We start from the raw sequence: 12950 nt of genomic DNA on the forward strand, positions 1-12950 counted from the left end.
AACATATTACCCGGGTTAAATTTCAGGAAGGACTCAACGCCTTCGCACCTCTCATCGCGCCGGCGAGACCACGACGCCCTGCCGATGCGTCCGCGCCGCCACCGGATAACACAGCACGCGATTGCGGCCGGCGTCCTTGGCCTCGTAGAGCGCCTCGTCCGCTGCATTGACAAGTGCCCGGCTCGTTGCGAATACCTGGGTCTTCGTGCACGCAATGCCGATGCTGACCGTCAGCACATGGTGCGAGCTCGCGACATGGCGAAGCTCGAGCGCCTGAACCTCGGTGCGGATTTTCTCGGCGATGTTCAGCGCCCCGGCTTCATCGGTATCCGGCAGCAGCACGGCGAACTCTTCGCCGCCGTAGCGCGCTGCGGTATCGCCTGGGCGCCGCACGCTCTGCCCGATGCAGCGCGCCACGGCGATGAGCGCATCGTCGCCGGCCGAATGACCGTAGAGATCGTTGAAGCCCTTGAACGTGTCGACGTCGATCAGCAGCATCGACAGCGGCCACCCGTTGCGTTGCGCGCGGCGCCACTCCTCCTCCGCATGCTCCTCGAAAGTACGGCGATTGTTCAGGCCGGTCAGCCCGTCAGTGCACGCCAGCACGCGCAATTCTTCTTCGGCCGCGCGGCGCTGTCGCAGTTGCTGCGAGAAGAGGACCGCGAGCGCGATGATGGCCAGGTCGAGCGCCGCGATCAGCGTGCCGATGATCCACGCGCGACGCCGCCATTCGATATAGATATCGTGCGTCGAGAGCGCGACATCTAGAATCAGCGGATACATGTCGATATGGCGGAACGCGTACCAGCGCTCGACACCATCGATCGCCGCCGTGCCGAAGAAATCCCCGCTCGGCTGGTCAGTAAAGCGCGAATAGTTCGACGTGCCGGTCAGATTGAGACCGATGATCTTTGCATCGTAGGGACGCCGCATCAGCATCGTGCCGTCGCTCAGCATCAGCGCCATCGAACCACCCGCGCCGAGATTCATACCGGCGAACAGATGCCTGAAGTAAGTGAGTCGCATCGTGCCGACCACCACGCCGCCGAAGCTGCCGTCCGGACGCGAGATACGGCGGCTCAACGCAATACTCACGTCCTTGCCGGTTATCTTGGGCGTGAACGGATGGCTGACGTACAGGCCGACATTGGGAGAGTCGCGCTGAGCCTTGAAGTAATCGCGATCGGCGAGATTGACTGGGCGTGGAGGCGTTGATTGCGAATCGAACAGGACGTTGCCGGCTACATCGACGACGAGAAGCGAACCCAGGTCTTTTGCACTGGCCGAGCCGTCGAACAGCACCATCTGACGAATCGCCGGTGGCAATTCCAGCACACCGGGTTGTTTCAGGCCGTCGATTACCGCCCGTAGCGACAGGTCGTAGATCTCGAGATTGCGCGACACGTCGCGTTCGACCAGCAACGAGACGTTGAAAACGGAGTCCTGTGCGCGCCGTAGCGCGTCATCACGCATCTGCGCCAATACCCACACCGCAATCGCGAGGATCGCGCTGGCCAGCACGATACTGATGGCAATCACGATGTTCGGTCGGCGCGTCACCATGAGCTTTTCATTCGAGCATGCGCTGACCCACGCGCGTGAAGAAAGTGGCCGCGTCTGGAAGGCGCGTCCCGTGAACCGGTAGCCTACCAGACGCTGAGGTGCGTCAAACGAGGGAAAAGACCCGTTTTTGGGCGGCCTGCGCGAAAGTTTCGACGATGGCATGCCTCATATCGTGGCCACTAGCACTGGCGCGGCGTCGGCGGCCTGTTTCAAGGGCGGCACGGAGCACCGAGGACGTGCCCACAAGCGTGCCCGAGAGTGCGGCCCTCACGCCTTGCCCAGGCGCTCAGTTGGGGTGCAGATCGAGCGCCGGCTGGGAAGCGGCTCGGCTGAGCCCGCGGATATCGGCGATCTCGAGCACTGCTTTGGCGGCGCCATGGCGCGCGACCTCCAACATCGCCAGCCCGATGTCTTCGGTGCTCAGAATGTAGTTGGGGAAAAGCGCGCGCAGCGTCGACAGGAGAGGTTTGGCCGCTGTGTAGAACAAGCGGTACGAGCGGGTCTTCGAACGGGCACCATTCAGCGGTTCGATCACGCCGGGACGAAACAGGTAAACCGCCTTGAACGGCAGCCGCTGCAGCGCGTTCTCGGTCTTGCCCTTGACCCGCGCCCACATGCTGCGGCCGCGTTCGGTACTGTCGGTACTCGCACCGGACACGTAGACGAAGGTCATTTGCGGATTGAGGCGGGCAAGCGTCTGCGCCGCCGCCAGCGTCAGGTCATAAGTGAGGCGCGCATAGTCGGCCTCCTGCATGCCTGCGGATGAGACGCCCAAACAGAAAAAGCACGCGTCGAAACCCTTCAGCGACGCTTCCACTGCCCGGTAGTCCATCAGATCCGGCTGAACCAGTTCGACGAGGCGCGGATCGAGCTGGCCAGTGCGAGTGCGGCCCACGGTCTGAACCGCCTCGACATCGGGCGCGCGCAGGCATTCACGCAATACGCCCTGGCCGACCATGCCAGTCGCTCCAAATATCAAAACTTTCATGATGCATGCTCCATGATCGTGGCCGGCCTAACGCGGAATGTCCGCAACGCCCCAATTTGCCATATCGCTCGTCCTTCGGTTGCCTTTAGCCGCGTTGCCTGATCAGTACTCAGGCTTTCGCCGGTGCGGCAGGAAACGCCGGCAACGGCGTGGGCGCGGAAAAATCGGTCGCTGTACTGATCGCTCGCCACGCTTCGGCGCTTGCAGCACGCGTCTTGTCGCCTTCACCGGCGTAATGCAATGCGTCGCTACCCAGCAGGAGATGGGCCGGCAATGAATCGTGATACGCAAGTTTCAGGACGACTTGGGCAACCTTCGCCGGATCGCCGGTTTCATGGCCGATGTGTTGGGACAGCATATCCACTATCACGCCCACAGAGGGCACATAATCCGGCAGCAACTCCGGTATCGCGCCGCTCGCCTCAGTGCCCCAGTCTGTTTTCATGCCACCTGGCTCGAGCGCAGTCACGTGAACGCCGAACGGCGCGAGCTCCTGGCTGATCACCTCCGTGAAACCGCCGACCGCCCACTTCGCCGCCTGATAGGCGCTCAATCCCGCAATCCCGACACGACCGCCCACCGACGAAATCTGGATCACGTGGCCGGATCGCTGCTTCCGCAGCACCGGGAGCGCCGCACGCGTGACGTTAACCACACCATAGAAGTTGGTGTCGATCTGCGCGCGGAAATCGTCCTCGGTGGCTTGCTCGAACGGCGCCAGGTGACCAAAACCCGCATTGTTCACAACCACATCGAGCCGACCGAATGCATCGACCGCAGCCTGTACCGCATTGCGTGCCGCCGCCGGATCCGTGACATCCAGCGCAACCGCCCGAACCTGCTCGCCATAGCGTGACAGCAGATCTTCCAACTGACGCGGATCGCGCGCTGTCGCCACGACGCGCTCACCGGCGCGCAATGCTGCTTCGACAATTTCACGCCCAAGCCCGCGGGCACTTCCCGTAACCAACCAGACCTTTGACATCGTGTGCTCCTTAATTTAAATGAGCAAGTAGGCGCTCATTAATTGGACAAAAAATTTAGTTCTGGGCAATCGCGTGCCAGAACGCTTCAAAGCCGGCCTTGCGATAACGGTCGGCGTCGCCCGGTTCGCGAGCGATGAAATCCATGGTGGTTTCCGCCAGCGCCGCCATGATCGCCGACAGGAAAGCCGGCGGATGATCACGTAACGCGCCGCTCGCCACGCTTTCCTGAATCATCGTGTTGATGTCTGCGAAAGACTCCATGCCGGTCGCGCGCGTGCAGTCGGTCAGACGCTCCGACACGGACAGCTGCGCCATCGCCCGGCGTTTTTGCGGCTGCGCCACGCCCCAGTCGACGAACTTGTCCCACACGTATTGGGCGCGATCACGCACGCTGGCTTGCTTCGGGTACGTCGTCATCATTACTTCGCGCAGCTCCGCCTTGATGTCCAGGTAGAGCTGGTTCAGCAACTCGTCCTTATTGTCGAAGTAGGTGAACAGCGTTCCTTCAGCCACACCCGCGAGTTTTGCGATGCGTGCGGTCGGCGCGCCCAAGCCCTGCTCGGCAACGACCTCGGTGGCAGCTGCAAGGATGGCGTTGCGTTTGTCTTCACTTTTCGGACGGGCCATACACGGTTCGCTTCGACAACACATAATAAATGAGTGATTGCTCAATCATATCCAGGAATGCCCACTTGTTCAAGCCATTTTATTTGTGCTGCTCGGGGCACACCAAAAGGCCATTTGTTCAGGCGGCAGGCACCGGAAGATGAAATGAAACTGTAATTAAATGTTTTCATACTGCGCCCAAATATATTCGAATTCCTGGGAAGTGACGTTTTCTTCGCGCATCGTGTGCAAGCTTGGTAGAGAAATACCCGCGATTCCTTAAGTACAGGGGGACCCGATCCGATAACTGGTAAATGGGATACCCATTTGTTGCCCGACATTCGACGCGTTTTTAGCCATGCGTTTGATGGAAGGGCTCGAAGGGTAAACCGCGCGGGGCTGCCGGGATGATCGGCAGCCAGATAGACGCTCCCATACCCGGACCTGAGAGTCCATTGCGAACGCTTTAACGTTTCGTTATTGGAGAAGAAAAAATCGTGGCACTCAAAAACCTCACCATCAAGACCAAACTCATCGGCGGCTTCGGCATGCTGTCTCTCATTGTCGTCGCGGTTTCCGGCCTTTCCCTGAAGGCGCTGAGCGATTCGACCGATGGGTTTTCCAACTTCGTACGCGGAATCAACGCACGCGCCGACATGGCAGTGCAGGTTCGAACCGCTGTCGACCGCAGGGCGATCGCGGCGCGCAACCTTGTGCTCGTGATCAAGCCTCAGGACCTCGAAATAGAAAAAGCCGATGTGACGCGCGCGCACGAAGACGTGCAAGCCGACCTGAAAAAGCTCAACGACATGGTCGCTAACGCGACCGATACGACCGAGAAAGCACGCAGCCTTGTGACCGAGATCAATCGGGTCGAATCGGCTTATGGTCCGGTCGCCACCAACATCGTCAATCTCGCGCTTACCAACAAGCGCGACGAGGCGATCGTCGAAATGGACGATCATTGCCGGCCGCTGCTCGCCGCGCTGATTCGTGCGACCGACGCGTATGCCGACTACACGCACACTCGTCAGGAACAACTTATCAACGAATACGCGGCGCATTACGAGAACCAGCGCAATCTGCTGATCACGATCTGCCTCATCGCGTTGGCGCTCGCCGTCAGCGCGTGCGTGGTGATCACGCGCGCGGTGACCGGGCCGCTGCGTTTTGCGATCGACGTCGCGCGTACCGTATCGGAAGGCGATCTGCGCACGCGCATCACCGTCGACGGCCGCGACGAAACCAGCAAGTTGCTGACCGCCCTGCGCGAAATGAACGAGCGATTGACGGCGATCGTTGGACGGGTGCGCGACAGCAGCACCAGTATCGCCGGCGCAGCGCGTCAGATCGCAGCGGGCAATATGGACCTGAGCCAGCGCACTGAACAGCAGGCTGCTTCGCTGCAGGAAACCGCTTCCAGCATGGAGGAACTCACCTCCACCGTTAAGCAGAACGCCGACAACGCGCAGCAAGGCAGCACGCTGGCTGCGAATGCATCGTCGGTGGCGCAAAAGGGCAGCGAGGTCGTGGGTCAGGTGGTGAACACGATGCATGACATCAGCGACAGTTCGGCCAAGATCGCGGACATCACGGGCATCATCGAAGGCATTGCGTTCCAGACGAACATCCTGGCGTTGAACGCGGCAGTTGAAGCCGCGCGGGCGGGCGAACAAGGACGGGGTTTCGCGGTGGTTGCGAGCGAAGTCAGAAGCCTGGCTCAACGGTCTTCGAGCGCGGCAAAGGAGATCAAGGATCTGATCGCCAACTCCGTGGACAGGATCCGCGACGGCTCGGCGCTTGCCGGCGAGGCGGGCAAGACGATGGCCGAAGTGACTCAGGCTGTAGCTCGAGTGACCGACATCATGTCGGAGATCGCGGCGGCATCGACTGAACAGAGCCGCGGGATCGAACAGGTCAATCTTGCGATTACCCAGATGGACAACGTCACGCAACAGAATGCTGCTTTGGTGGAGGAGGCCGCGGCTGCTTCGAGGTCGATGGAAGATCAGGGGCAACAGTTGAATGAAGCCGTGGCGTTTTTTCAGTTGAAGGATGCTGCACCTGCGGTAGCGGCTGTTCCTGTCCGGCGGGAAGCTCCGCGGCGCGAGGTGTCGGCTGCTGTTGCAGTTGCCCCGAAGCGCGTTGCACGGGCCACGGTCGTTGCGCCGGTTGCTGCGCTTGCAACTGCGGCTGCGGGCGCGGATGACGGGTGGGATAAGTTCTGATCGGAGTTTTCCGATGACGCGTCGCTCACCTCACGGGCGACGCGTGAGCAAAGTCAGCGTCGCCTTCGGTCAGTCCGTCAGGCGGTCTTTTCCGAAGCGGCAGGAAACGGCAGCGATTGAACCCGCCTGCCGGTGGCCGCGAAGATCGCGTTCGCTACGGCCGGCCCGACCGGTGCGACACCCGGCTCGCCGACACCCGTCGGCGCTTCGCCCGACTGCACGATATGCACCTCGACCTTGGGCATCTCGGCGAACCGCAGCACCTGGTAGCCGTCGAAGTTGTTCTGCTCGACCTTGCCGTCCTTCAGCGTGATCGCGCTGTGCAACGCCGCGCCTAGACCGAAGCCAATGCCGCCTTCCATCTGTGCGGCGATGACGTCGGGATTGATCGGTGTGCCGCAATCCACCGCACAGACGACGCGTTCCACTTTCACGTTCCCGTCCTTATCGACGGAGACTTCCGCGACCTGCGCGACGAACGTCTTGAACGCCTCGGCCACCGCGATGCCACGCCCGCGACCTTTCGGCAAGGGTTTGGCCGGGTCCCAGCCCGCTTTCTCCGCAGCGAGTTCGAGCACGCCCCGCATGCGCGGTTCGTGCGCGAGCAGATCGCGACGGAAGACGAACGGGTCCTTGCCCGCGGCGTGGGCGGCTTCGTCGATGAACGCCTCGACCGCGAATGCCGTGTGCGAGCTGCCGACCACCCGCCACCACAACACGGGCACGCCGGTCTGCGTGGTCGTCAGTTCGACCGAGATGTTCGGAATCGCGTAGGCCACGTTGGCGGCCCCCTCGACGGACGTCCCGTCGATTCCGTTCTTGACCATCACGCTCGCGAACGGCGTGCCGGCAAGAATCGACTGACCAACGATGCGATGCCGCCAGCCGACGAGCTTGCCGTCGGCAGTCAGGCCCGCGTCGAGCTTGTGGAAATACATCGGCCGGTAGAGGCCGCCGTGGATGTCGTCCTCGCGGGTCCACTGCAGCTTGACCGGCGTGCCGTTCGCACCCAGCGCCTTCGCGATCGACACGGCCTCGACGATATAGTCCGACTGGGTGTTCGCGCGACGCCCAAAGCTGCCGCCCGCATACAGCGTGTGAATCTTCACCTGCTGCGGATCGAGCCCGGCCGTGCGCGCGGCGTTGCCCTGGTCGACCGTCTGGAACTGATCGCCAGCCCAGATCTCGCAGCTGTCAGCAGTGAGCTTGACGACGGCGTCGAGCGGCTCCATCGGCGCATGAGCGAGATATGGAAACGAGTAGGTAGCGGAAATCTTCTTCGCCGCGCCCGCGAGCGCCTGTGTCGCATCGCCGTCCTTACGGGCAGACGCGCCGGGCTGCTCGGCGAGTTGCCGGTACTCGGCCATGATCGCGTCCGAGCTGCGCTTTTCGGCCGTCGAATCGTCCCATTCGATCTTCAGCGCGTCGCGGCCCTGCTTCGCCGCCCAGAAACCCTTCGCGACCACCGCAACGCCGCCCGGCACCTGCACGATCGAGACAACGCCCGGCACCGCTTTCGCGGCGGACGCATCGAACGACCTGACCGTCGCGCCGAAAAGCGGTGGACGCTGCAGCAGCGCGACCAGCATGCCGGGAAACGTCACGTCGAGCGTGAACTGGGCGGTGCCATTGGTTTTCGACGGCACGTCGACGCGCGGCAGTTGATGGCCGATCAAACGAAAATCCTTCGGCGACTTGAGCGTGACCTTGTCCGGCACTGGCAAGCGGGCTGCAGCCGACGCGAGCGAGCCGTAGGTCGCGGTGCGGTTCGTGGCCGCGTGATGAACGCTGCCGTCACGCGTCGTCAGCTCGGACGCGGGCACCTGCCACTGCGCAGCGGCGGCGGAGACCAGCATTGCGCGCGCTTTCGCGCCGGCGTCGCGCAATTGCATCCACGAGTTGGCCATCGCCGAACTGCCGCCCGTGCCCTGGATCGTACCGAACGCGAGATTCGCGTAGCGCTTCGCATCGGCGGGCGCGCTTTCAACTCGCACGTCCTGCCAGTTCGCATCCAGCTCTTCCGCGACGATCGTCGCGATGCCGGTGTACGCGCCCTGGCCCATCTCGACGTGCTTCGCGATGACCGTGACGCTGTTGTCCGGCGCGACACGCAGGAACGCATTGGGGGCGAACGTGGCGTCGGGCATGGTGGCGGCGAGTGCGCGGCGGCCCGTGCCCGCCCATTCGAAGCCGATGGTAAGACCGACTGCCGCGACGGCGCCGGCTGCTTTCAGGAAGGTCCGGCGCGACGGGCGTACCGCATCCGTGAGATCGAGATCGGTCGTCATAGTCAGGCCTTAAGGGTCGCAGCGGCTTCGTGGATGGCCGCGCGGATGCGGGTGTAGGTCGCACAGCGGCAGAGATTACCGTCCATCGCGGCGTCGATGTCGGCGTCGGTAGGCATGGCGTTATGTTCGAGCAAGGCTGTCGCGGACATGATCTGTCCGGACTGACAGTACCCGCACTGCGGCACCTGCAGCCTGACCCATGCGGCCTGGATGGCTTTCGCGGGCCGGCTTTCAATGCCTTCGATGGTCGTGATGCGCTTGCCCGCGACGGCCGCGAGCGGCAGCACGCATGAGCGGGTGGCTTCGCCTTCCAGATGAACCGTGCAGGCGCCGCATTGCGCCATGCCGCAGCCGAACTTCGTGCCGTGCAGGCCTGCGTTCTCGCGGATCGCCCAAAGCAGCGGCGTGGTGGGATCGGCATCGAGCGTAACGTTCTTGCCGTTGAGAACAAGCGATGTAGACATGAAACCTCTCCGAGGGGAAAGCCCGGACTTGGCGCCGGGTGTACGCGGCAGTTTGACCGACCGGCTGCCATTACGCTTTACACAATCCTGCAAGAATATTGAACAATGCTGCAAATCGGGCAGGCTAGCTGCGATTGCCAGGCAGCTGTTGGTATGCTCGATTCCGTCAACGGATTTCAATGCACATGAAACAGCATTCCTCCTGGCTCGACCCTTCGGCGGCGCGCGAAACCGCGCGCCGTGAACTCGCCGCGCTTATCAGCCGCTTCGCGCCGGCGGACGGTGCATATCAGACCGTAATCCCCTCGCTGACGTTCTACCGGCACTCACAGCCCGCCGATCTCGGCTGCGGCGTGACGCACTCCGCATTCGTGTTCGCGGCGCAGGGCGCCAAGCGGGTCATGGTCGCCGGGCAGGCGTACGACTACGATCATCTGCATTGCCTCGTGACGTCCGTCGATCTGCCGATGATGTCGCAGGTGACGCGGGCGTCCCCCGACGCGCCTTATCTGTGTGTGAAGCTCACGCTCGATCCACAGCGCATCGTCGAACTGGCGACGCAACTGCGCCTGCCAGAACCGGATGCCGTGTCGGCAGGCGAAGGCATCGCCGTGGGCTCATTGTCGACACCGGTTTTCGACGCGGCGCTGCGACTCGTACGATTGCTCGATACTCCAGGTGACATACCCGTGCTCGCGCCGCTCATCGAGAAAGAACTGCTCTACCGGCTGATGACGAGCGAGCAGGGGAAACGGCTGCGGCACGTCGCGGTGAACGGGAGCCAGACGTACCGGATCGCACGGGCGATCGAGTGGATCCAGAATCACTACACCGAGCTTCTGCGGGTGGAGACGCTGGCACAGGCGGTGAACATGAGCGTGTCGTCGCTCCATCATCACTTCAAGAACGTCACGACGCTGACTCCGCTGCAGTATCAGAAACAATTGCGGCTGCACGAAGCGCGGAGATTGCTGCTCCGGCACAGCGGAGATGTCGGGTCGGTGGCGACCCGGGTCGGCTATGACAGCCCTTCGCAGTTCAGCCGCGAATATAGCCGGCTCTTCGGCGCGCCGCCGCTGCGCGACGTCGCGCAGTTGAGGCGCTGGGATGCAGTGGAGTTTCGGGAGTAGGAAACAAAAACCCCGCGAGCCGTTTCAGCTGCGGGGTTTTCGGACTTTCTTGGACAACCTTGGATGTGATCCTGGTGGAGAGGAGGAGGATCGAACTCCCGACCTTCGCATTGCGAACGCGACGCTCTCCCAGCTGAGCTACCCCCCCAACGTGCAAATAATTCTAGCACAGGCATTTTCCGTTTTGCCAAGCCCCTTAGGGCGGCTAAACCCGGAGGCGAAACATCACTTCGACGGTGCGCCAGCCAGCACCCAATCCACCACCGTGCGAATGTCAGCATCACTCATCGATTGATGCGCCGGCATCGGAATCATGCCCCACACGCCGGAGCCGCCCTCCTTCACCTTGTGTGCCAATTTCGCCGGCGCTTGCGCATCGCCCTTGTACTTTGCAGCGATCTGCTGGAACGACGGGCCGACCAGTTTACGGTCCACAGCGTGACATCCCATGCAGGCATTCGAGTTGGCAACGAGCTGACCACGCGGCGCGTCGGCCGCACGCGCTGAAGAGGCAAAAGCACCCGTCAGCGCGCTAACCGTCAACGTCGCGACAACGAACGCGACGCCCTGCTTCATGGCGTCGTCGCGGCCGGATTACCCGGATGCACCGCATTCGAATTGCTGACCGGCGCCGGCGCCTGCTGATCGAGCGGACGCGAACTCACCGATGAATCGGGAATCGCACCGACGGTCGGCGCGCTCGCGTCCGGCTGCGAAGCGGCTGTCGGTGCGGTCGCCGCTGCAGCGGCAGCCGCCGCCGCTTCCTGCGGCTGGATGTACTGGAACACCTTCACGACCTGGGTCACACCCGGCACGCGGCTCGCGACGTCGGCGCCGCGATTGCCTTCGTCCATCGTGACAAGGCCCATCAGATACACCGAGCCGCGCTCGGCCACGACCTTGAAATTGTTCGCCGAAATGTTCTTCTCGGCAATCAGCGCGGTCTTCACACGCGTTTCCAGGTACGTATCATTGGTGCGCGACGAGAACGAGCTCGCCGGCATGATCGCCAGTTCGTTGACAATCGTGTTCACGTTGTTCAAACCACGCACGATGGACTCGGCCCGTTGCTTCGACGCGTCCCCCGCCACTTCGCCGGTCAGCAGCACGCGGCGGTTGAACACCGCCACGTTGACGTGCGCGCTGTCGGGCAAATTCTGGCTGATCTGCGACAGCGCCTTCACCTGCAACTCGCGATCCTCGGTCTGCGCGCCGAGCGTGCGCCGGTCGGTCGCCATCAGCGCGCCGCCGCCCGCCGCGCCGGCAACGGCCAGAAAACAACCCTGCAATGTCGCGGACAGTCCCGCCGCGAACCCGACCACCAGCACGGTTCTCACCAGTGTCTTCTTGACGCGGAATACGCTCATCAACTAGCTCTCCTTCAGAATCAATCTCAGTCTTCGCCCAGCAACATGGCATCAATGCCGTCGCACAGACAATGGATGGTCAGCAAATGCACTTCCTGAATACGCGCGGTGCGATCGGACGGCACACAAATGTGGATATCGGTATCGCCCAGTACTTCCTGCATACGGCCGCCGCCCTTACCGGTCAGCGCGACCACGATCATCTCGCGTTCGTGTGCGGCCTCGATCGCGGCCAGCACATTGGCGGAATTACCGGACGTGGTGATAGCCAGCAACACATCGCCCGGCTGGCCGAGGGCCCACACCTGCTTCGAAAAAATCTGCTCGAATGAGTAGTCGTTGGCGATGGCGGTGAGCACCGACGTGTCGGTGGACAGCGCGATCGCCGGCAATCCTGGGCGCTCACGCTCAAAGCGGCCGATCAGTTCGGCGGCGAAATGCTGCGAGTCGGCCGCCGAGCCGCCATTGCCGCACGCAAGAATGCGGCTGCCGTTGGCAAGCGCGGCGAACATCGTGTCGATCGCAGCGGCGATCGGCATCGACAGTGTTTCGAGGGCTTCGAGTTTGACTGCCGCGCTGTCGCGGAAGTGTTGTTGAATGCGTTCGACTGACATCGAGTCTCTTTTTTCTACCGCGAATGGACCGCAATGCGCGGCCGTGTTGTGAAGTCGTATTGCGAAGTCGTACCGCTCGGATGAACCATACTGGCAACACAACAGTGGGTATGCGCAAAATCATCGCGAAATGCGCTACTTCCTCGCTGCTTTCTGTATGCCCGCGTCGCCCATGAGGCCCGTACGCGAGCGCAAGTTTATCGCACTCATGCCTGTTCTCCGCGCACTACGTCAGACTTCGTCGGCGCGAAACGCGTCGCGCAGCCACACGAGCCGGCCCGCTTCGAACGCAACCACGTCGAAACGGCACGCGGGCTCATCATGCGAACGCCTGCTGCGGGTTGCCAGGTAATGCCGCGCGGCACGCACGATCCGCTGCTTCTTTTGCCAGCCAATGCTCGCTGCCGCGCCGCCGTAATGCTGCTGCGCGCGTGCCCGCACTTCGACGAACACCAGCGCGCCGTCACGGTCGCGCATCACCAGATCGATCTCACCGCCCCGGCACAGCACATTGCGTGCGACGAAACGCAAACGCTGGCGCTGCAAAAACTCCATCGCACGCGCCTCGAAAGCCGCACCGACGAGTTTGGACCCGGTTGGTCTCGAAAAGTTGTGGGCGTTAACCGGCGCACTGCCCGGTGCCGAGTTCGCCACGAGCCGCGCCTGCTCCCCGCCCGGTTCGCGTGCCGCTGCGTGGCACAATGGCGGCCTTGTTC

12 protein-coding genes and 1 tRNA gene are annotated in these 12950 nt (G+C 62.5%); 2 read left to right on the forward strand and 11 right to left on the reverse strand.

Annotation, left to right across the window (positions count from 1 at the left end):
* Positions 1-51 precede the first annotated feature (51 nt).
* The 4 genes from ACUN0E_RS40480 to ACUN0E_RS40495 form a co-directional block, all read right to left on the reverse strand.
* Positions 52-1563, reverse strand: coding sequence for a sensor domain-containing diguanylate cyclase (locus ACUN0E_RS40480; protein ID WP_445570113.1), 1512 nt, complete (start codon positions 1561-1563; stop codon positions 52-54).
* Between the two features lie 286 nt (positions 1564-1849).
* Entirely contained in the window at positions 1850-2551 is a 702-nt protein-coding gene (locus ACUN0E_RS40485) for an NAD(P)H-binding protein (RefSeq protein ID WP_408338829.1), read from the reverse strand.
* A 109-nt stretch (positions 2552-2660) separates the two neighbouring features.
* Positions 2661-3536, reverse strand: a complete 876-nt coding sequence (locus tag ACUN0E_RS40490; RefSeq protein ID WP_445570114.1) for an SDR family NAD(P)-dependent oxidoreductase — start codon at positions 3534-3536, stop codon at positions 2661-2663.
* Positions 3537-3591: 55 nt separating this feature from the next.
* The gene (locus ACUN0E_RS40495) at positions 3592-4164 is read right to left on the reverse strand and encodes a TetR/AcrR family transcriptional regulator (protein WP_408240326.1); all 573 of its coding nucleotides are present in this window, start codon (positions 4162-4164) and stop codon (positions 3592-3594) included.
* A 527-nt stretch (positions 4165-4691) separates the two neighbouring features.
* On the opposite strand from ACUN0E_RS40495, the gene ACUN0E_RS40500 reads away from it, so the two are divergent.
* Positions 4692-6371, forward strand: a complete 1680-nt coding sequence (locus ACUN0E_RS40500) for a methyl-accepting chemotaxis protein (RefSeq protein WP_445570598.1) — start codon at positions 4692-4694, stop codon at positions 6369-6371.
* A 77-nt stretch (positions 6372-6448) separates the two neighbouring features.
* Here ACUN0E_RS40500 and ACUN0E_RS40505 read toward each other — a convergent pair whose 3' ends face one another.
* Complete coding sequence (locus ACUN0E_RS40505) at positions 6449-8659, reverse strand: molybdopterin cofactor-binding domain-containing protein (protein WP_445570115.1); 2211 nt, start codon at positions 8657-8659, stop codon at positions 6449-6451.
* A 2-nt stretch (positions 8660-8661) separates the two neighbouring features.
* A complete protein-coding gene (locus tag ACUN0E_RS40510; protein ID WP_445570116.1) occupies positions 8662-9123 on the reverse strand; it encodes a (2Fe-2S)-binding protein in 462 nt (153 codons plus the stop codon).
* A 185-nt stretch (positions 9124-9308) separates the two neighbouring features.
* On the opposite strand from ACUN0E_RS40510, the gene ACUN0E_RS40515 reads away from it, so the two are divergent.
* The gene (locus tag ACUN0E_RS40515; RefSeq protein ID WP_445570117.1) at positions 9309-10253 is read left to right on the forward strand and encodes an AraC family transcriptional regulator; all 945 of its coding nucleotides are present in this window, start codon (positions 9309-9311) and stop codon (positions 10251-10253) included.
* A gap of 72 nt (positions 10254-10325) precedes the next feature.
* On the opposite strand, the gene ACUN0E_RS40520 is transcribed toward ACUN0E_RS40515, so the two are convergent.
* The 5 genes from ACUN0E_RS40520 to ACUN0E_RS40540 all read right to left on the reverse strand — a co-directional run bounded on the left by ACUN0E_RS40520 (position 10326) and on the right by ACUN0E_RS40540 (position 12936).
* A tRNA-Ala gene (locus ACUN0E_RS40520) sits at positions 10326-10401 on the reverse strand.
* Positions 10402-10478: 77 nt separating this feature from the next.
* Complete coding sequence (locus tag ACUN0E_RS40525; protein WP_445570118.1) at positions 10479-10829, reverse strand: c-type cytochrome; 351 nt, start codon at positions 10827-10829, stop codon at positions 10479-10481.
* The gene (locus ACUN0E_RS40530; RefSeq protein ID WP_408337377.1) at positions 10826-11620 is read right to left on the reverse strand and encodes a BON domain-containing protein; all 795 of its coding nucleotides are present in this window, start codon (positions 11618-11620) and stop codon (positions 10826-10828) included. Before ACUN0E_RS40530 ends, ACUN0E_RS40525 begins: the two co-directional genes overlap by 4 nt.
* Positions 11621-11646: 26 nt before the next feature.
* Complete coding sequence (locus tag ACUN0E_RS40535; RefSeq protein ID WP_408220384.1) at positions 11647-12234, reverse strand: phosphoheptose isomerase; 588 nt, start codon at positions 12232-12234, stop codon at positions 11647-11649.
* 231 nt (positions 12235-12465) lie between these two features.
* Positions 12466-12936 (reverse strand): YraN family protein, encoded by a 471-nt coding sequence (locus tag ACUN0E_RS40540; RefSeq protein ID WP_445570599.1) that lies wholly within the window; start codon positions 12934-12936, stop codon positions 12466-12468.
* Between the last annotated feature and the right edge of the window lie 14 nt (positions 12937-12950).

The sequence above is a fragment of the Paraburkholderia sp. D1E genome (genome assembly GCF_052682275.1).